This window comes from Streptomyces sp. NPDC031445 (assembly GCF_055581365.1).
Genome location: NZ_JBVIJO010000006.1, coordinates 174,813 through 192,566, shown reverse-complemented (window position 1 = coordinate 192,566; position 17,754 = coordinate 174,813). Strand labels below are relative to the sequence as shown.

The 17,754-nt window shown below is 71.5% G+C and carries 17 protein-coding genes; 1 reads left to right on the top strand and 16 read right to left on the bottom strand.

The window, feature by feature from the left end; translation table 11 throughout:
- Positions 1-27: 27 nt before the first annotated feature.
- The 16 genes from ACZ5DC_RS18180 to ACZ5DC_RS18105 all read right to left on the bottom strand — a co-directional run bounded on the left by ACZ5DC_RS18180 (position 28) and on the right by ACZ5DC_RS18105 (position 16,574).
- Positions 28-1,527 carry a cytochrome P450 gene (locus ACZ5DC_RS18180; RefSeq protein ID WP_468653818.1) on the bottom strand — a complete coding sequence of 500 codons (1,500 nt, stop codon included), beginning with the start codon at positions 1,525-1,527 and terminating at the stop codon, positions 28-30.
- A gap of 46 nt (positions 1,528-1,573) precedes the next feature.
- Positions 1,574-2,194: a GTP-binding protein gene (locus tag ACZ5DC_RS18175; protein ID WP_468653816.1), complete on the bottom strand. Its 621-nt coding sequence runs from the start codon at positions 2,192-2,194 to the stop codon at positions 1,574-1,576.
- A complete protein-coding gene (locus tag ACZ5DC_RS18170; protein ID WP_468653814.1) occupies positions 2,175-2,609 on the bottom strand; it encodes a DUF742 domain-containing protein in 435 nt (144 codons plus the stop codon). The genes ACZ5DC_RS18175 and ACZ5DC_RS18170 overlap by 20 nt, the downstream gene beginning before the upstream one ends.
- Positions 2,606-3,010: a roadblock/LC7 domain-containing protein gene (locus tag ACZ5DC_RS18165; RefSeq protein ID WP_468653812.1), complete on the bottom strand. Its 405-nt coding sequence runs from the start codon at positions 3,008-3,010 to the stop codon at positions 2,606-2,608. The genes ACZ5DC_RS18170 and ACZ5DC_RS18165 overlap by 4 nt, the downstream gene beginning before the upstream one ends.
- Positions 3,007-4,677, bottom strand: a complete 1,671-nt coding sequence (locus tag ACZ5DC_RS18160) for a sensor histidine kinase (protein WP_468653810.1) — start codon at positions 4,675-4,677, stop codon at positions 3,007-3,009. The genes ACZ5DC_RS18165 and ACZ5DC_RS18160 overlap by 4 nt, the downstream gene beginning before the upstream one ends.
- A 351-nt stretch (positions 4,678-5,028) precedes the next feature.
- Positions 5,029-7,881, bottom strand: coding sequence for a DEAD/DEAH box helicase (locus ACZ5DC_RS18155; RefSeq protein ID WP_468653808.1), 2,853 nt, complete (start codon positions 7,879-7,881; stop codon positions 5,029-5,031).
- A 146-nt stretch (positions 7,882-8,027) separates the two neighbouring features.
- Positions 8,028-8,978, bottom strand: coding sequence for a twin-arginine translocase subunit TatC (tatC, locus tag ACZ5DC_RS18150; protein WP_468653806.1), 951 nt, complete (start codon positions 8,976-8,978; stop codon positions 8,028-8,030).
- Between the two features lie 47 nt (positions 8,979-9,025).
- The gene (gene tatA / locus ACZ5DC_RS18145) at positions 9,026-9,307 is read right to left on the bottom strand and encodes a Sec-independent protein translocase subunit TatA (protein WP_366750770.1); all 282 of its coding nucleotides are present in this window, start codon (positions 9,305-9,307) and stop codon (positions 9,026-9,028) included.
- A gap of 259 nt (positions 9,308-9,566) precedes the next feature.
- Positions 9,567-9,761, bottom strand: a complete 195-nt coding sequence (locus tag ACZ5DC_RS18140; RefSeq protein WP_468653804.1) for a hypothetical protein — start codon at positions 9,759-9,761, stop codon at positions 9,567-9,569.
- 42 nt (positions 9,762-9,803) lie between these two features.
- Positions 9,804-10,064 (bottom strand): hypothetical protein, encoded by a 261-nt coding sequence (locus ACZ5DC_RS18135; RefSeq protein ID WP_366750921.1) that lies wholly within the window; start codon positions 10,062-10,064, stop codon positions 9,804-9,806.
- Positions 10,065-10,209: 145 nt separating this feature from the next.
- Positions 10,210-11,214, bottom strand: coding sequence for a helix-turn-helix transcriptional regulator (locus ACZ5DC_RS18130; RefSeq protein WP_468653802.1), 1,005 nt, complete (start codon positions 11,212-11,214; stop codon positions 10,210-10,212).
- Positions 11,215-11,228: 14 nt separating this feature from the next.
- A complete protein-coding gene (locus ACZ5DC_RS18125; RefSeq protein ID WP_468653800.1) occupies positions 11,229-12,182 on the bottom strand; it encodes a helix-turn-helix transcriptional regulator in 954 nt (317 codons plus the stop codon).
- A 144-nt stretch (positions 12,183-12,326) separates the two neighbouring features.
- Positions 12,327-12,698 (bottom strand): FKBP-type peptidyl-prolyl cis-trans isomerase, encoded by a 372-nt coding sequence (locus ACZ5DC_RS18120; protein ID WP_468653798.1) that lies wholly within the window; start codon positions 12,696-12,698, stop codon positions 12,327-12,329.
- A gap of 88 nt (positions 12,699-12,786) precedes the next feature.
- A complete protein-coding gene (locus ACZ5DC_RS18115; RefSeq protein WP_468653796.1) occupies positions 12,787-13,791 on the bottom strand; it encodes an FKBP-type peptidyl-prolyl cis-trans isomerase in 1,005 nt (334 codons plus the stop codon).
- A gap of 152 nt (positions 13,792-13,943) precedes the next feature.
- Positions 13,944-15,305, bottom strand: coding sequence for a Pup--protein ligase (gene pafA, locus ACZ5DC_RS18110; RefSeq protein WP_468653794.1), 1,362 nt, complete (start codon positions 15,303-15,305; stop codon positions 13,944-13,946).
- Positions 15,306-15,314: 9 nt separating this feature from the next.
- On the bottom strand, positions 15,315-16,574 hold the full coding sequence (locus tag ACZ5DC_RS18105; RefSeq protein WP_468653792.1) for an MFS transporter: 1,260 nt from the start codon (positions 16,572-16,574) through the stop codon (positions 15,315-15,317).
- A 117-nt stretch (positions 16,575-16,691) separates the two neighbouring features.
- On the opposite strand from ACZ5DC_RS18105, the gene ACZ5DC_RS18100 reads away from it, so the two are divergent.
- Positions 16,692-17,711: a LacI family DNA-binding transcriptional regulator gene (locus ACZ5DC_RS18100; RefSeq protein WP_468653790.1), complete on the top strand. Its 1,020-nt coding sequence runs from the start codon at positions 16,692-16,694 to the stop codon at positions 17,709-17,711.
- Positions 17,712-17,754: the final 43 nt, after the last annotated feature.

Sequence of the window (17,754 nt, the reverse complement as noted above, 5' to 3'; positions counted from 1 at the left end):
GCAGGTGCCGCCGGCAGCGGCGCCGTGTCACTCTCCGCGCCACCAGTGCAGCAGTCGGCCCCACAGGCCCCGGGGGCGGGGTGGTTCCGGGGCCGCGGGGGCGGGGGCGGGGGCCGGAGGGAAGGCCGCGCGCACGGGTGCCGGGGCCGGATCGGCGGCCGGGGCCGGATCGCCGCGCAGGGTGCCGACCTGCCAGTCGGAGCGCTGCGGCGGGACCGGCATGGCCCGCGGCGGCATGTCGACGTCCTGCTGCGGCTTCGGTTCGAAGCGCACCGGCAGGGCCACCAGGTGCCGGGAGGCGATGGACGACCGCCAGCGCAGGTCCTCCTCGGCGCAGTCGAGCTGGATGTCGGACAGCCGGGTGAGCAGCGCGTCGACGCCGACGTCGGCGATGGCGCGGCCGATGTCCTGCCCGGGGCACTCGTGCGGGCCGCCGCCGAAGGCGAGGTGGGCGCGGTTGCCCTGCATGCTCGCGGACAGGTCGGGCCGCACCCGCGGGTCGATGTTGCCCGGTGCCGGCGCGAAGAGCAGCCCGTCGCCCTCGCGGATCCGCCGCCCGCCCAGCTCGGTGTCCTGCTTGGCGTAGTAGCCGAAGACCGTGCTGAACGGCGGCTCGTCCCACAGGGACTGCTCGATCGCCTCCGGCACGGTCATCTGGCCGCCGTTGAGCTGGGCCCGGAACCCCGGCTCGGTGAGGACCATGCGCAGCGCGTTGGCGAGGAGGTTCGCGGTGGCCTCGTAGGCGGCGAAGAGGACGACGCGCAGGTGTTCGCGGACCTCGTCGTCGCCGAGCCCGGCCGGGTGGGTGAGGAGGTGGCTGGTGAAGTCGTCCCCGGGCCGGACGCGCCGCCGGGTGGTGAGCCGGCTGAGCGCGTCCATGACGTAGGCGTGGCTCTGGATGGCGGTCTCGGTGCCCTTGAGGGCGTCACGCGCGGCCTGCACCATCCGGTCGTTGTACTCCTCGGGCATGCCGAGGATCTCGCACATCACGGCCATCGGCAGGTGCTCGGCGAACTGGGACACCAGCTCGGCCCGGCCCCGCTCGCAGAAGCCGTTGACCAGGATCTGGGTGTAGCGGCCGATGTGCCGGCGCACCCCGCGGTGGTCGATGGTCTCCATGGCCGCGGTGACCGCGCCGCGCAGCCGCTTGTGCTCCTCGCCCTCGGCGTGGGAGCAGACGGGCTGCCAGGCGATGTGCGGCATGAGCGGGTGGTCGGGCTTGACCATGCCTTCGCGCAGCGGGGTCCAGATCCGGCTGTCGCGGGTGAACTGCGAGGGGTTCCGCACGAGTTGCAGGTTCTCGGCGTGGCCGAGGACCACCCACATCGGTACGTCGTCGTGGAGCAGCACGGGTGCCACGGGACCGTGCTCCTCCCGCAGGCGCTCGTAGAGGTCGCCGAGGTCCTCCGCGTCGGGGCCGTAGAGCCGGCGCGGCCCCCCGGGGGCGAGGCCGTGCGCGGGGCAGCCAGGTGGCGGACCGGAGAGGGTGTCGGGTGTCCCGGTCGGTGAGGGGGATTCAGACGTCACAGTGGTCGCTCCGGGGCGGAAGGGTTCGGGGTCGATGGGCTGCCGGTCAGGTGAGGGCGCCGGACATGGCGAGGGAGTGCAGGAAGCCCATCAGGGTCATCAGCACGTCCTTGCTGGAGGCCCGGCGGCGCACATCGCAGTCGATGATCGGGATGCCCGGGCTCAGGTCGAGGGCGGTGCGCAGCTCCTCGACCGGGTAACGGGGCGCGTCCGGAAAGGAGTTGACGGCGACGACGAAGGGCACGCCGCCCTCCTCCAGCCGGCCCATCACGTCGAAGCTGACCTCCAGGCGCCGGGTGTCGACCAGGACGACCGCGCCGAGCGCGCCTTCGAACAGGCCGTTCCACAGGAACCAGAAGCGCTCCTGGCCGGGGGTGCCGAAGAGGTAGAGGACCAGTTTCTCGGTGATGCTGATCCGGCCGAAGTCCATGGCCACGGTGGTGGCCGTCTTGGACTCGGACCCGTAGTCGTCGTCGACGCCGATGCCGGCCTGGGTCATGGTCTCCTCGGTGGTCAGCGGTCTGATCTCGCTGACCGAACCGACCATGGTGGTCTTGCCGACGCCGAAGCCTCCCACGATCACGATCTTCACCGCGGCCTGCGCGGTGTGCGGCAGGTGGTCCTCGGTGCGCGGGCCGGGGAGGGTGTCAGAGCCGTTGAAGTCCATGCATCACCGCTTCGAGGAGTGAACGGTCGGGGAGCGCCTGGCGGACGATGGGGGCGCGCGCCCGCACCAGTTCGGCCGTGATCAGCTCGGTGAGCAGGACGGTCATCGTGCTGAACGGCAGTCGGAGGTAGGCGGACAGCTCCGCCACGGACAGGGGGGTCCCGCAGAGCCGGAGCACCGCCGCCTGCTCCGGGGTGGCGGAGACCGGGGGTCCGGAGCGCGCCACGATCAGGGTCACCAGGTCGAGTTCGGCGCGGGCGCCGTCGCCGGACCCGGTGACGGAGTACAGCCGCTCCGGGTTGTCGCCCGGCCCCTTGGCCTCCGCCGCGTCCTGCGGCGGAGGCTGCGGGGGCTGCGGCAGCCGCGGGGCGGGCGGGGGCTGCGGCCGGCGCCGCGTGCGTCGTGGAGGTGTCATACGGTCTGCCCGTTCCGCCGGGGCGGACTGGTGAGATGGGCGCCGATCCGGACGACGAGGTCGCGCATCATGCCGCTCATCCGCCCCGGTTCGCAGGTCACGTCGGAGAGCACGGCGAGGAAGGCGTTGGGGCCGGCGTTCATGAGGTAGAAGTAGCCGCCGTCGATCTCGAAGACGACGGTCTTCATGTCGCCGGCGCCGGGCAGCTCCTGGATGATGGCGCCGGCCAGGCTCTGCACGCCCGCGCAGGCGGCGGCGACCCGGTCGGCGGCGTCGGGGTCGCCGCCGTAGCGGGCGATGCGCAGGCCGTCGGCGGACAGGACCACGATCATCTCGATGCCCGGCACGCCGTCGTTCAGCTGCTTGAGCATCCAGTCCAGGTTGCCTCGCTGCTGGATCACTGGGGGTCCCCCTCGTCGTCGGCCTCGGTGGCGCCCTGGACGGGGTCGGCCGAATCTTTGAGCAGATGCAGGTACTTGGTGGGGTGGAGCGTGAAGTCGGTCAGTTCGTGGGTGGGGGTGTCCGGGGGCATGCCCTCGCGCAGACCGTCCCAGAAGGCCTCCATCCACATGCCCGGCGGCCGTTCCATGAGCTTCTTGCGCTCGGGGTCGATCTCGGGCTCGGGTTCCGGTTCCGCCTTCTTCTGGGACCAGATGGTCGGCCGGCCCTCGCGCTCGGCGCGTTCGATGGCGGCCTGTTCGGCGTACCGCTGGCTGAGCGGGGTCTTCACCCGGCTGCGGCGCTGCGGCAGACCGCCCGCCGTCCACTCGGTGACCTCGGGGACGTCGTCCTCCAGCGAGATCCCGGCGGGAATCTTGGGGCTGGTGGGACGGCGCTTCTTGGGCGGGCGCTTGGGGCCCTCGACGGCGTCCGCCGTGGGGATCTGGGCGGCGGCGGCACCGATGCCGTGCGCCGCGCCGACGCCGGGTTCGGTGGTCGTCATGACGCGCGGCACCACGAGGATCGCGCGGACACCGCCGTACGCGGAGGCGCGCAGCGAGACGTCCATGTCGAACCGCTTGCAGAGGCGGCCGACGACGGCGAGGCCGAGGCGCGGGTTCTCGCCGAGGTTGTGCGCGTCCTCGCCGTTCTTGGCGTCCTCGATCATCCGCTCGATGCGGGCGCGGGACTCCTCGCTGAGGCTGACACCGCAGTCCTCGATCTCGATGACGATGCCTGCCTGCACCTCGACGGCGGTGACGTGCACCTTCGTCGACGGCGGCGAGTAGCGCGTGGCGTTGTCGAGGAGTTCGGCCGCGGCGTGGATGACCGGCTCGACCGCGGTGCCCTTGATGTTGATGTTGACGATCGAGGCGAGGTTGATGCGGCGGTACTCCAGGATGCGGGACATCGCGCCGCGCAGCACGCTGTAGAGGGAGACCGGCTTGGGCCACTGGCGGCCGGGCCGGCCACCGCCGAGGACGGAGATGGTGTCGGCGAGCCGGCCGATCAGCGAGGTGCCGTGGTCGATGCGCAGCAGGTCGTCGAAGACCTCGGGGTTGCGGCCGTGGTCCTCCTCCATCTCGCGGAGTTCGTACGCCTGCTGGTGGACGATGGCCTGGACGCGCCGGGCGACGCTCACGAAGGAGCGTTCGGTGGCGTCGCGCATCGAGATCTCCTGGTCGGCGCCGCGCAGCGCGATGCGCACCAGTTCGCGGTAGCCCTCGGGCAGGCCACGCAGTCCGGGATCCGCGTCGAACACGTCGCGTACGACGTCCCGGAGCACCTGGCCGCGGCGCAGCCGGTAGAAGCCCGCGGGCAGGACGTCGGTGGCGAAGCGCTCCATCAGGTCGTTGTGCGCGGCGATCCGCTGCTCCAGGTGCGCGGCGTGGCGGGCGTGTTCGGCCCGCGCCTCGCGGAGCAGACGGCCGCGCCGGGCGGCCTCCCCGGCCGTGCCGAGGACCAGCAGGACGGCCAGTGCTCCGCACGCGCCGACGGCGAGCCGGGCCGTGGGCGGTACCAGGGCGACGGCGGCCCCGGCCGCCGCGGCCATCACTATGGCCGGCGGCAACAGCACGCGCGCATAGGGACGTTCACGGCGACCGGGAGGCTTCTGAACACTCACCATGGATGCCTTCTGGGACGAGTCGGCTGGGTTCGGGGGTGCATGTGGGGGGAAGGCACGCGGAAGTACCGGGGCACTTTCCGCATTGGGGAACAGACGCACGATTCAGCTCAACTCGGTGCGTCGCGGGCGAGCTTAGTCCGACCGGATCATCGCCGTGTCATATTCGGCAAGCACCTGAAATCGCCCCGCGAGGGGAGTACTCTCAACTCCTTTTGCACGCTGGGTTTTTACTCGCACACAGGGAGTAACAGCGCATGGGCGTACGAGAGTTGCTCACCGTGTGGGGTGAAATGACGACGGGGGCCGCACCTCGACCGGTGCGACCCCCGTTCCCACGCCGTGACGGCAGGGTCAGCCCACGGACGAGTAGGCGACCACACCCCGCAGCAACTGGTCGACGGCCTTGCGCGCGGCCTTGGCCACGGTCGAGCCCTCCGCGGGAGCCGCGGCGGAGATCTGCCCGAGCACGTCGATGACCTGCTTGCACCACCGCACGAAGTCCCCGGCCGGCATCTCCGCCTCCCGCAGCACCTCGTCCAGCCCCTTGCCGGACGCCCACATGTACGCCGCCCAGGCGAACCCGAGGTCCGGCTCCCGCTGCCCGACGCCCTCGGTCTGGTTGATCCGGAACTCCTCCTCCAGCCCGTCGAGCCGGCCCCAGATCCGGACCATCTCACCGAGCGCGGCCCTGGCCTTGCCGGAGGGCAGCTTCGGCGCCATCGCGTCGTCGCCGACCCGCGCCTCGTACACCAGAGCCGAGACACAGGCGGCCAGTTCGGCGGGGGCAAGTCCCTCCCAGACCCCCTCGCGCAGGCACTCGCTGGCCAGCAGGTCAAGTTCGCCGTAGAGCCGCGCGAGCCGCTTGCCGTGCTCGGTGACCTCGTCACCGCGCAGGTAGTCCAGCTCGGTCAGCAGGGCCACGATCCGGTCGAAGGTCCGCGCGATGGTGTTCGTACGGCCCTCGATGCGCCGCTCCAGCTGCGAGGTGTCGCGCAGCAGCCGGTGGTAGCGCTCGGCCCAGCGGGCGTGGTCCTCGCGGTCGTTGCACCCGTGGCAGGGATGCGCCCGGATCGCCGTACGCAGCCGTGCGATCTCGCGGTCGTCGGCGGCCTGGGACCGCTTCTTGCGCGCCCGCTCCGGCGGGATGTGCCCGGCCTTGGTCCGCAGCGCGGAGGCGAGGTCCCGGCGGGACTGCGGCGAGCGCGGGTTGAAGGTCTTGGGGATCCGCATCCGGTCCAGCGGCTCGACCGGCACCGGGAAGTCCATCGACGCCAGCCGCTTGACCTGCCGTTCGGCGGTCAGCACCAGCGGACGCGGCCCGTCGTGGTGGTCGAAGCCGCGGTGGCCGTTGGACCGGCCCGCGGGCAGGCCCGGGTCCAGGACCAGGGCCAGGCCCGCGTACTTGCCGGTGGGCACGTGGATGACGTCGCCCGGCTTCAGCTTCTCCAGGGCGACGGTGGCCTCGGCACGCCGCTGGTGCACGCCCTGCCGGGCCAGCTCGGTCTCCCGGTCCTTCAGCTCGCGGCGCAGCCGCGCGTACTCCTCGAAGTCGCCGAGGTGGCAGGTCATGGAGGCCTTGTAGCCCTCCAGGCCCTCCTCGTTGCGCTGCACCTGGCGGGAGATCCCGACGACCGACTTGTCGGCCTGGAACTGGGCGAAGGAGGTCTCGAGCAGCTCGCGCGAGCGGTGCCGGCCGAACTGCTCGACCAGGTTGACCGCCATGTTGTACGACGGCTTGAAGCTGGAGCGCAGCGGGTACGTGCGCGTGCCCGCGAGCCCGGCGAGGTGCTCGGGGCTCATGCCGCGCTGCCACAGCACCACGGCGTGGCCCTCGACGTCGATGCCCCGGCGGCCGGCCCGGCCGGTCAGCTGGGTGTACTCGCCGGGGGTGATGTCGGCGTGCTGCTCGCCGTTCCACTTGACGAGCTTTTCCAGGACCACCGAGCGGGCGGGCATGTTGATGCCGAGCGCGAGGGTCTCGGTGGCGAACACGGCCTTGACCAGACCGCGTACGAACAGCTCCTCCACGACCTCCTTGAAGGTCGGCAGCATGCCCGCGTGGTGGGCGGCGATGCCGCGCTCCAGGCCCTCCAGCCATTCGTAGTAGCCGAGGACGTGCAGGTCCTCGGTCGGGATGGAGGCGGTGCGCTCCTCGACCAGGGCGCGGACCTGCTCCCGTGCCTCCTCGTCGTTGAGCCGCAGGCCCGCGTACAGGCACTGCTGGACGGCGGCCTCGCAGGCGGCGCGGCTGAAGATGAAGGTGATGGCCGGGAGGAGGCCCTCGGAGTCGAGCCGTTCGATGACCTCGGGACGGCCCGGCGTCCACACGCGCGAGCGCTGCCGGCGCTCGCGCTCCCGGTCGGCCTCCCGCATCGCCCGTCCGCGCCTGCGGTCCTGGTACGACGGCCGGGTGGCCTCCATGCGGGCGAGGCGGACCAGGTCGGGGTTGACGGCCTTCTTGTGGCCCTCCCCTTCCTCGAACAGGTCGTACATCCGGCGCCCGGCGAGCACGTGCTGGAACAGCGGCACCGGCCGGTGCTCGGAGACGATCACGTCGGTGTCACCGCGGACGGTGTCCAGCCAGTCACCGAACTCCTCCGCGTTGGACACGGTGGCGGAGAGCGAGACCAGGGTCACCGACTCGGGCAGGTGGATGATCACCTCTTCCCAGACGGCGCCGCGGAAGCGGTCGGAGAGGTAGTGCACCTCGTCCATGACCACGTAGCCGAGGCCGAGGAGGGTCTGCGAGCCCGCGTAGAGCATGTTCCGCAGCACCTCGGTGGTCATCACGACCACCGGGGCGTCCGAGTTCACGCTGTTGTCGCCGGTGAGCAGGCCCACCTTCCCGGTGCCGTAGCGGCGGCACAGATCGGCGTACTTCTGGTTCGACAGCGCCTTGATGGGTGTCGTGTAGAAGCACTTCTTGCCCTGCCGCAGGGCGAGGTGGACGGCGAACTCGCCCACGATCGTCTTGCCCGAGCCGGTGGGGGCGGCCACCAGGACGCCCTTGCCCGCTTCGAGGGCCTGGCAGGCCTCGATCTGGAAGGGGTCGAGGCCGAAGTCGTACATCTCGCGGAAGGAGGCGAGCGCGGTGGCCTGCTCGGCTGCCCGCCTGCGGGCTGCCGCGTACCGCTCGGCCGGTGAGAGGTCCTCTGTCATCGTGCTTTCGAGCGTACCGGGCCCCGCTGACAACAGGACGATCATTATCCGGATCACCCTCCGGACGACAGCCCGAAGGTAAGAGAACCGGAGGGTAAGAAGACCGGAAGAATCGCGGCGGAAAACCCGGTGGGACACGGATGCCCCCGTCCTCGGGAGGCGGGGGCATCGCGTGGCGGTTCGGTGAGGGCTCAGGTCGCGTCGTCGTATCCGTTGACCCGGTCGGCGCTCGCCTGCTCGGGCAGGGCCCGGGCGGCCGGTACGGGCTCGACGTCGCCGATGTCCTCGGGCGTGAGGTCGAGCTCGGAGGCCTCGTCGTCGGCGGGGCCCGCGGCCTCGCGACGGCGCCGGCGCTTGTCGTTGAGCAGGGAGAAGCCGACCGCGCCGAAGTACAGCACCCAGATCGGCCCGGCGAGGGCCAGCATGGACAGCGGGTCGGTGCTCGGGGTGGCCACGGCCGCGAACACCGTGATGCCGAGGATCATGGCCCGCCACCAGCCGAGCATGCGCCGGCCGGTCAGCACCCCGGTGAGGTTGAGCATGACCAGCAGCAGCGGCAGCTCGAAGGAGAGGCCGAAGACGACCACCATGCGGGTGACCAGCTGGAGCAGGTCGTCGAGCGGCAGCAGGTTCTTGATGTCGCCGTTCGGCGTGAAGTCGATCAGCACCTTCGCGGTGGTCGGCAGCACCTTGTACGCGAAGAAGGCACCCGCGAAGAACAGCGGGGCGCCCGTGAAGACGAAGGCGTAGGCGTACTTCTTCTCGTGGCGGTGCAGGCCCGGCGCGACGAAGCCCCACAGCTGGTAGAGCCAGATCGGCGACGCGAGCACGACACCCGCCGTCAGCGAGACCTGGAGGGCCAGCGTGAACGGCGCGAGGAGACCGTTGATCGTGATCTCCGCGCACTGGGTCTTGCCGTTGGAGTGCGCCAGCTGTGCGAAGGTCTCCTGGCAGCCGACCGAGTCGAGGATCGGCTTCGTCAGGAAGTTGATGATGTCGTTGTAGTAGAAGGCCGCGACGATCGTCACGATGACGATGGCCAGCATCGCCTTCGCGAGCCGGTTGCGGAGCTCACGAAGGTGATCCGCGAGGGGCATCCGCCCCTCGGGATCCTTCTCCTTCTTGCGGGCAGGCTTGAGCAACCCACGTCCTCATCTCGTGCGGCAGGCCGGGGGTCTCCGGCCGTGCGTCAGCGCTGGGTGGTGTCCGTCGGCTCGTTGACCGGCCGCGAGCTGGTCACGTCACCGGGGGCCGCCTGGATGGTGCGCTGCGCCGGGGGCTGCTCGCCCGTGGTGGGCGGCTGGGCGGACGTGCTGCCGCCCTCTTCCTTCATCGCCTTGGCCTCGCTCTTGAGGATGCGCGCGGACTTGCCGAGCGAGCGGGCCATGTCCGGAAGCTTCTTCGCGCCGAACAGCAGGACGATGACGACGAGGATGAGAATGATCTCGGGAGCTCCGAGCCTTCCGAACATAAGTCTTTACCTTCTCACCGAGGCGGCTGGGTGGGGTGCTGTCCGACCAGTCGGACATGTGTCCGATGGTCATGCTGGCAGCGATCGTAACGCTCAGGGGTAAACGTGAGGCAATCCCCGTGCGTACTCCCGGTCCACGGTGCGGGCCTCGTTCTCCACACCATGACCTGCAGCGTACCTGTCCCACAGGGCAGCATGACAGGGCGAAGTGACACAAAGCGCTTGCGTCGCCGGTCTCATGGGCACCGCCCGGCACCGCTCAGAGCGCGTCCACGGCGCGGGCCGCGCGCGCGGACGCCCGCTCCAGATCCTCGGCGGCCCTGCTGATACGGCGCGCGGAGTCCGCGACCTGCTCCCCGAGGCGCCGCGCCTCCAGGAACACCCGCACGGCGAGCACCCCCAGGACGGCGACACCCAGGAAACCCATCGCTACCGCGAACATCGGCCAGAACATGACGCCGAGCCTAGACCGTCCGCCGGCGCGCGACGCGGGGGGCTACACCGTGGAGTGCAGCCGCAGGGTCCGCACCCCGCCGCCGGTGAGCAGCTCGACGATCCGCTCCCCGGCGGGCTTGCGGACCGCGGCGCCGCAGTCGGGGCAGGTGAAGGAGTAGAACGTCGTCTTGCTGCTGGCGCCGATGGCGAGGCGCAGCGCGCCGGCGGCGAGTTCGAAGCGGCCGCGGCAGTCCGGGCAGCCGGCCCTGAACATCACCGGGACCGCTCGTCTCATGCCGGCGAAGGCGGTCGCCACCGTCATCTCACCCGCACGCTCGCTCACAGGCCTCGCTCCTTCTTCCGGTCGTTCACCAGGGGCGTCGCTGGGACCGCCGCGTCGCGCCGTCGCGTGTCCGCGGCGCCGCGGCGGCTCGCCGCGCGGTTCCCCGCCCCCCTGCGGACGCGCCTCACCGCCGGGAGCCCACCGACGGCTCGGCGTCGTACGCGGCCAACGCCTCCGCGGCCGCTTCGCGTGCGCTCTCCGCCAGCTGGGGCGGGGAGACGATCCGGCCGTCGCGGCCGAGGCGCAGGGCGAGCCGGCGCAGGGACGCCGGCTCGGGGGTGCGCAGGGTGATACGCAGCCCGCCGTCGGGAAGCTCATCGGCGCTGTCGTGCGGGTAGTACTCGGCGACCCAGCGGCCACCGGGGCCGACCTCGACCACCACCTCGGGGTCCTCGGCGGCCGGCTGCACCAGCCCCTCGGAGAGGTCGCGCAGTTCTATCTCGGGCGGCGCCGAGGGCGCGTCGAGGATCTTGATCTCGGCGACCCGGTCGAGGCGGAAGGTGCGCCGCGCCTCGGAGCGGCGGCACCATGCCTCCACATAGGTGTGGCCGACGCTGACCAGGCGGATCGGGTCGATCTCGCGCTCGGTGACCTCGTCCCGGGCCGGGGAGTAGTAGCGGATCCACAGCCGGCGGCGCTCGGAGATCGCCCGGTCGACATCGGCGAAAACGCCGCCCTCGGACTCGAAGGTCACCGACAGCCGGGAGCTGGCACCGGCGGCCTCACCGGCGGCGGCCTCCACCTTGGCGGTGGCCCGCAGCAGGGCCTGGCGGTCGCTCTCCCGCAGGCCGGGCAGGGTCGACACCGCGCGGGCGGCGACCAGCAGCGCGGTGGCCTCGTCGGCGGCGAGCCGGAGCGGTTCGGCCGCGTCCTCGCCGAGCGCGGCCGGGTTGTGCCACCAGATGCGCTCGCCGTCGGTGTCGATGTCCAGCAGGTCGCCGCCGCGGAAGCTGGTGCCGCACATGGGCAGCAGATCGAGGTCGGCGACCAGCTCGTCCTCGGTGATGCCGAAAGCGCGCGCCACGTCGGCGATCCGGGCGCCGGGGCGCTCTCTGAGGTACGTCACCAGGGAGAGCATCCGCCGCGTCTGGTCGATGGCGTTGACCGTCCTGGCCGGTTTGACTGCCACAGTCCCGCTCCCCCTCAGCCCTTGGCCACGGCGCGCAGCCGGTCCACCACGTCGGCCCGCAGCTCGGCCGGCTCCAGGACCACCACGTCCGGCCCGAACTCCACCAGCCAGGCGTCCAGACCGTGCCCGTACGGAATCTCCAACTCGTCCCAGCCGTCGCCGAGTTCCCGGACGGCGGTGGCCTTCGCCCGAAGGGGGTAACCGGCGCCGGAGCGCAGCCGGATCAGGGCCGAGCGGTCGGCGATCTCACCGGCCCAGCCGGCGACGGTCTCGCGCACGGTGACCACGTCCGGCACGGGCGCGGTGAAGCCCGTGCCCCGGGAGCGGACCCTGCCGGTGATCCGGGAGAGCCGGAAGACGCGCTCGGCGCCCCGGTCGCGGTCGAAGCCGGCCAGGTACCAGTGGCCGCGCCAGCACTCCAGCGCCCACGGTTCGACGTGCCGGGGCTCGGGGTGGGCGGCGGAGGCCTTGCGGTACTCGAAGACCACCGGGCGGCGGTCGCGGCAGGCCAGCATCAGCGGCTCGAAGGCGGCCTCGTGCACCGGGATGCGCGGCTCCAGGGCGCCGTGCGCCTCGTACGGGTCGACGTCCTCGGGGAGCCCGGCCGCGCGCAGCTTCTGCAGGGCGCCGCTGGCGGCCCCGGCCAGCCGGGCCTGCTGCCAGACCTTGGCGGCGAGGCCGAGGGCGGCGGCCTCCTCGGCGTCCAGGGTGATGGGGGGCAGGCGGTTGCTGTCGCGGCGGGCGAGGTAGCCGACCTCGCCTTCGAGGTTCTCGACGGTCTCGATGACCAGGCCCAGCTCCCGCAGGTCGTCCTTGTCCCGCTCGAACATGCGGTTGAAGGAGTCGTCACTGCCCGCTTCCAGGTAGGCCTCGATGGACTCGCGCAGCTCCCGCTTGCTGAGCGGCCGCCGCGTCCCGAGCAGACACAGCGCGAGGTTCATCAGCCGCTCGGCCTTGGCAATGGCCATCGACGCCCTTCGCCTTCCCTATGGTGCTTCCGACCGATGACCGTACCGCTCCGCGGGGCGGTGACAAAAGCCGAGGGCCCATGCCCGAGCAGGCATGGGCCCCAGGTGGTCGGTTCCGGTCGGATCCGGCCGGCCGGGCGTGGATCAGACGCCGAGCAGGTCGACCACGAAGATGAGGGTCTCGCCGGGCTTGATCGCCGGGGTCGGGCTCTGGTTGCCGTAGGCGAGGTGGGCGGGGATGGTCAGCTGGCGGCGGCCGCCGACCTTCATGCCCTGCACGCCCTGGTCCCAGCCCTTGATGACCCGGCCGGCGCCCAGCGGGAAGCTGAACGGCGTGCCGCGGTTCCAGCTGGCGTCGAACTCCTCGCCGGTGCTGAAGGCGACGCCCACGTAGTGGACGGTGACGTTCTGGCCCGCCTGCGCGACCGGTCCGTCGCCCTCCCAGATGTCCTTGATCTCCAGGTCCGCCGGGGGCTCGCCGCCCGGGAAGTCGATCTCGGGCTTGTCGATGCTCACGTCAAAAGCTCCTGCTTTGTGTACGACACGAAACGTGGACAGTCTGTCATCATCGCGGGCCTCCCGCCCGCCCCGGGCGTCCCGGGCGCTACATCGCCGCGAGGATGTCCACGGTGAACACGAGGGTGGCGCCCTTCTTGATGACACCGCCGCTCGGCGGGTTGTCGCCGTACCCCAGGTCCGGCGGGACGACGATCAGTACCCGGCTGCCGACCTTCTTGCCGGTCAGGCCCTGGGCGAGGCCCTTGACCGCCTGCTGCATCTGCTCCAGCGAGAACTGGCTGAGCCGGCCGGAGCCGTACGTGCGCTGGAAGGTCTTGCCGCCGTCCCAGACCAGGCCCTGGAACTGGCACAGGATCGTCTGGTCGGCCTTCAGCTGCGGACCGTCGCCCTCCAGGACGTACTCCGACACGAGCTTCTTCGGCGGGTCGGTCCGGGGGACGGTGACCTTGGGCACCTGGCCGTCGGTGTTGGTGGCCACCTTCGGCAGGGCCGCGTCGTGCTGCGGGACCGGCGTGCCCTTGACGGAGCTCTTGGAGTTGAAGGAGTCGATCAGGTCGATGACGAAGACCAGGGTGTCGGTGCCCTTGATGCCCGCCTGCGCGTTGCCCTCCTTGCCGTAGCCCCAGGTGGGCGGGACGGCGATCTGGACGCGGCTGCCGGTCTTCTTGCCCGCGAGGGCGTACCGCCAGCCGTCGATGATGCCGCCCTGCGCGAGCTGGATGACCAGGGGGCGCTTGCGGTCGTAGGAGTTGTCGAAGACCTTGGCCGTGCTCCAGATCTGGCCGAGGTAGTTCGCCTGGACGAAGTCGTTCTCCGCGATCGTGCGGCCACTGCCCGCGATCAGCGTCTTCACCGCGAGGTTCTGCGACGGGTCGCCCGGCCCCTTGGCGACGGTCGGCTTCTCGCCGAACTTCGTGCCCGCCGTGACCGCCGGCAACGGTCCGTCCACGATCTTGGGCGGGGGCGCGGACGACGCCGAGGCCGACGGTGAGGCGCCGGTCTTGCCGGAGTCGGACTTGCCGTCACCGCATCCGGCGAGCGTGACCAGTCCTGCGGGAACGGCGGCGAGGAGGAGTGAGCGTCGGCGCACGGAAGAGCCTCGTAATCGGTCGGTCTGGCGGATGGCGTGCGCGCCACTCTACGACCCGGACAGGGCGCCGTACGGGAAACGTACGGCGCCCGTGTGGCGTTCCGGCCCTGTGCGCCGGAACGCCGGCCCGCCTCCGCATGACCTCCCGGTGGCTACATTCCGGCGATGAGCTTCTCGACCCGGTCGTCCACCGAACGGAACGGGTCCTTGCACAACACGGTGCGCTGTGCCTGGTCGTTGAGCTTGAGGTGCACCCAGTCGACCGTGAAGTCCCTGCGCTGTTCCTGTGCCCGTCGGATGAAATCGCCGCGCAGCCGCGCACGAGTGGTCTGCGGCGGGACCGACTTGCCCTCGAAGATCTTCAAGTCGTTGCAGATCCGGGCGGCTTGGCCCTTCTTCTCCAGCAGGTAGTACAGGCCACGACGGCGGTGGATGTCGTGGTAGGCGAGGTCTATCTGGGCGACCCGCGGGTGCGACATCGTCATGTTGTGCTTGGCCCGGTACCGCTCGATGAGCTTGTACTTCATGACCCAGTCGATCTCGGTCTCGATGCGGTCGAGTTCCTCGTTCTCGATCGCTTCGAGGGTGCGGCCCCACAGCTCCAGGACCTGCGCGACCGTGCCGGTGCGGATGCCCCGGCGGTCGCAGAAGTCCACGGCCTTGTCGAAGTACTCGCGCTGCACCTCCAGCGCCGAGGCCTCCCGGCCGCTGGCCAGGCGCACCTTGCGCCGTCCGGTGATGTCGTGGCTGACCTCGCGGATCGCCCGGATCGGGTTCTCCAGCGTGAGGTCGCGCATCACGGTGCCGGCCTCGATCATGCGCAGCACCAGGTCGGTGGCGCCGACCTTGAGCAGCATCGTCGTCTCGGACATGTTCGAGTCGCCGACGATGACGTGCAGCCTGCGGTAGCGCTCGGCGTCCGCGTGGGGTTCGTCGCGGGTGTTGATGATGGGCCGGGAGCGGGTCGTCGCCGAGGAGACGCCCTCCCAGATGTGCTCCGCCCGCTGGCTGACGCAGTAGACGGCGCCGCGCGGGGTCTGGAGCACCTTGCCGGCGCCGCACAGCAGCTGCCGGGTGACGAGGAAGGGGATGAGGATGTCCGCGAGCCGGGAGAACTCCCCGTGCCGGGCCACCAGGTAGTTCTCGTGGCAGCCGTAGGAGTTGCCCGCCGAGTCGGTGTTGTTCTTGAAGAGGTAGACGTCGCCCGCGATTCCCTCCTCGTGCAGGCGTCGTTCCGCGTCCACCAGGAGTCCTTCGAGAATGCGCTCGCCGGCCTTGTCGTGGGTGACCAGTTCGATCACGTTGTCACATTCGGGGGTCGCGTATTCCGGATGTGAGCCCACGTCGAGATAGAGCCGGGCGCCGTTTCGCAGAAAGACATTGCTGCTGCGGCCCCATGACACGACACGGCGGAAGAGGTACCGCGCCACCTCGTCAGGAGACAGGCGGCGCTGTCCCCTGAACGTGCACGTGACGCCGTACTCGTTCTCCAGCCCGAAAATGCGGCGGTCCATGAGGGAACATTACGCCCGATCCCCCGAGCTGAAACGGGGTTCGGCAGCACGATTTGGATCATTTTCCGATGAAGCCGCAACGATCCCGCCCCGCGCGGGAGCTGCGAGGACCCGTCCGGTGGCGAGCAGGACCAGCAGCGACACGGCCCCGGCGGCACCCGGCAGCGCGAAGCCCCACAGGGTGCCACCGGCCTGGACCACCGGCCCTGCCAGGCCCGTTCCGACCGAGGCACCCACGGTGAACGTGGTGACAAGCCAGGAGAACGCCTCGGTGACGGTGCCGCTCGGGGCGTGCCGGTCGACGATGATGAACGCGCAGGCGATGCAGGGCGCGAGGAACACACCGGCGACCACGCTGAGCAACACCATGGCCACGGGTCCGGGTATCAGCATCAGCGGCAGGTAACACACCGCCAGGAGGGCCACCAGCACCCTGAGTCGCCGTTCGGGTGCGCCGCCCCACGCGCGGGCGCCGTAGACGGTGCCACCCACCAGGGCCCCGAGGCCCACCCCGGCCATCAGCCAGCCGTACACCGCGTCACCGCCGTGACCGTCCGCGTACGACACCGAGGCGACGGTGATCGAGCCCAGCGCGATGCCGACGAACAGGAAGGCGGCGAGCAGCGCGAGCAGGCCGGGCGAGCGCAGGGCGCCCAGCCAGTGGGCCTCGCGCGGGGCCGAGCGCCACGCGCGCGAGGGCGGCGAGACCACCACGGAGAGCGCGCCGAGCACGCCCACCAGGTTCAGCGCCAGCAGGGCGGCGCGCTCGTCCCACAGGGTCACGCACAGGGTCACCAGCAGCGGTCCGGCGGTGAACATGACCTCTTGCGCGATGGCGTCCATGGCGTACGCGGTGTGCACCTGCTCCTCACGGCCCAGCACGGACGGCCACAGGGCGCGCAGACCGCCCTCCAGGGGCGGGGTGAACAGGCCGGCCGCCGCGACGGCCGCGTAGGCGAGCGGCAGCGGGGAGGTGCCCGAGAAGGCGAAGAGGGTCATGGCCAGGGCGGCGAGGACGGCCGCGGGCAGCTGGACGCGCGGCTGGCCGTACAGGTCCACGAGGCGGCCCAGTACGGGCTGGCCGACGGCGTTGGCGACGCCGTACACGGCGGCCAGGGCGCCGGCGAGGCTGTAGGTGCCGCCCTCGGCGCGGACGAAGAGCACCAGGGCGATGGCGGCGGTGGCGTTGGGCAGCCGGCCCACCAGGGTGCCGGTGAGCAGCCGCAGGGCGTGCCTCGCCCTCAGGATGTCCAGGTATCCCGTGGCCATGTGCTGCCTCCGCGGCTCGCCGGGACGCCGTGAGGGCCCGGAAGTGTTACGTATAACGTCTCTCGTTCATACGTACCATGTGCGCATTCGCACGTCCAGACGACCGGGAGTCATGTGGTGGCCCGCAGCAGCACGCGCCCGACCAGCCGGGACGTCGCCCGGGCGGCCGGCGTCTCCCAGGCCGCCGTCTCCCTCGTACTGGGCGACAAGTGGCGCGGCCGGGTCTCCGAGACCACCGCCGAGCGCGTCCGCGAGGCCGCGCGCGAGCTGGGCTACCGCCCCAACCTCGCCGCCCGCAACCTCCGCCTGGGCCGCACCCGTACCGTCCTGCTCGTGGTGCCCGCCCTGACGACGGAGTTCTTCGCCGGCGTCTACACCGGTGCCGCGCGCGTGGCGGCCGAACACGGCTTCGGCGTGGTGCTCTACCCCTCCCCCGAGGGCATCGGCCCGGCCCGCGACCCCTTCGCCTCCGCGCAGGCCGCCCTGGACGGCGTCATCGCCTCCTCGATGGCCGCCGACGCCCTCACCGCGATCCGGGGCGACCAGCTGCCCCTGGTCATGCTCGACAGCGACCCGGAGGGCAGCCGGGGCGCCACGACCGTGAACCTGGACATCGCCGACGGCGTCCGGCAGGTCGCCGCGCACCTGCTGGCCCTCGGCCACCGACGGGTGCTGCACCTCGCCGCCGACGTGCCCTCCTGGACCTTCGAGGTCCGCGCGAGGGAGCTGGCCGCGCGCCTGGCCGCCGTGCCCGGCACCGAGGTCCGCACGGTCCGGGCCCCGATCTCCATCGAGGGCGCGCTCGCCGCCACCGAGGCCGCGCTCACCGCGCCGGGCCCCCGGCCGACGGCGGTGGTCTGCGACGACGACAAGCTCGCCGCCGGCGCCTACAAGGCGCTGCGCCGGCTGGGGCTGCGCGTCCCGGACGACATGTCCGTCACCGGCCTGGACGACCTGGCCCTGGCCACCGCGCTCGACCCCGAGCTGACGACGGTGCGGCTGGACGCCGAGCTGTTCGGGGAGCGGGGCATGCGGGCCCTGCTGGCGGTCCTGGAGGGCCGCGAGCCGGACGGCGGGGACATCCCCGTCGAACTGGTCGTCCGGGGCTCCACGGCGCCACCACGCGCGCCGGCGTGAAAAGCCGGGTGCCCCGGCCGGATCTCTCCGGCCGGGGCACCCG

What these genes read in the sequence shown, in the direction of transcription:
- ACZ5DC_RS18170 (WP_468653814.1), bottom strand. Translation starts at nt 2,609, where the DNA reads ATGACACCTCCACGACGCACGCGGCGCCGGCCGCAGCCCCCGCCCGCC.
- ACZ5DC_RS18135 (WP_366750921.1), bottom strand. Translation starts at nt 10,064, where the DNA reads ATGACGGTGGCGACCGCCTTCGCCGGCATGAGACGAGCGGTCCCGGTG.
- ACZ5DC_RS18125 (WP_468653800.1), bottom strand. Translation starts at nt 12,182, where the DNA reads ATGGCCATTGCCAAGGCCGAGCGGCTGATGAACCTCGCGCTGTGTCTG.
- ACZ5DC_RS18140 (WP_468653804.1), bottom strand. Translation starts at nt 9,761, where the DNA reads ATGTTCTGGCCGATGTTCGCGGTAGCGATGGGTTTCCTGGGTGTCGCC.
- ACZ5DC_RS18175 (WP_468653816.1), bottom strand. Translation starts at nt 2,194, where the DNA reads ATGGACTTCAACGGCTCTGACACCCTCCCCGGCCCGCGCACCGAGGAC.
- ACZ5DC_RS18105 (WP_468653792.1), bottom strand. Translation starts at nt 16,574, where the DNA reads ATGGCCACGGGATACCTGGACATCCTGAGGGCGAGGCACGCCCTGCGG.
- ACZ5DC_RS18160 (WP_468653810.1), bottom strand. Translation starts at nt 4,677, where the DNA reads ATGGTGAGTGTTCAGAAGCCTCCCGGTCGCCGTGAACGTCCCTATGCG.
- tatA (WP_366750770.1), bottom strand. Translation starts at nt 9,307, where the DNA reads ATGTTCGGAAGGCTCGGAGCTCCCGAGATCATTCTCATCCTCGTCGTC.
- pafA (WP_468653794.1), bottom strand. Translation starts at nt 15,305, where the DNA reads ATGGACCGCCGCATTTTCGGGCTGGAGAACGAGTACGGCGTCACGTGC.
- ACZ5DC_RS18155 (WP_468653808.1), bottom strand. Translation starts at nt 7,881, where the DNA reads ATGATCGTCCTGTTGTCAGCGGGGCCCGGTACGCTCGAAAGCACGATG.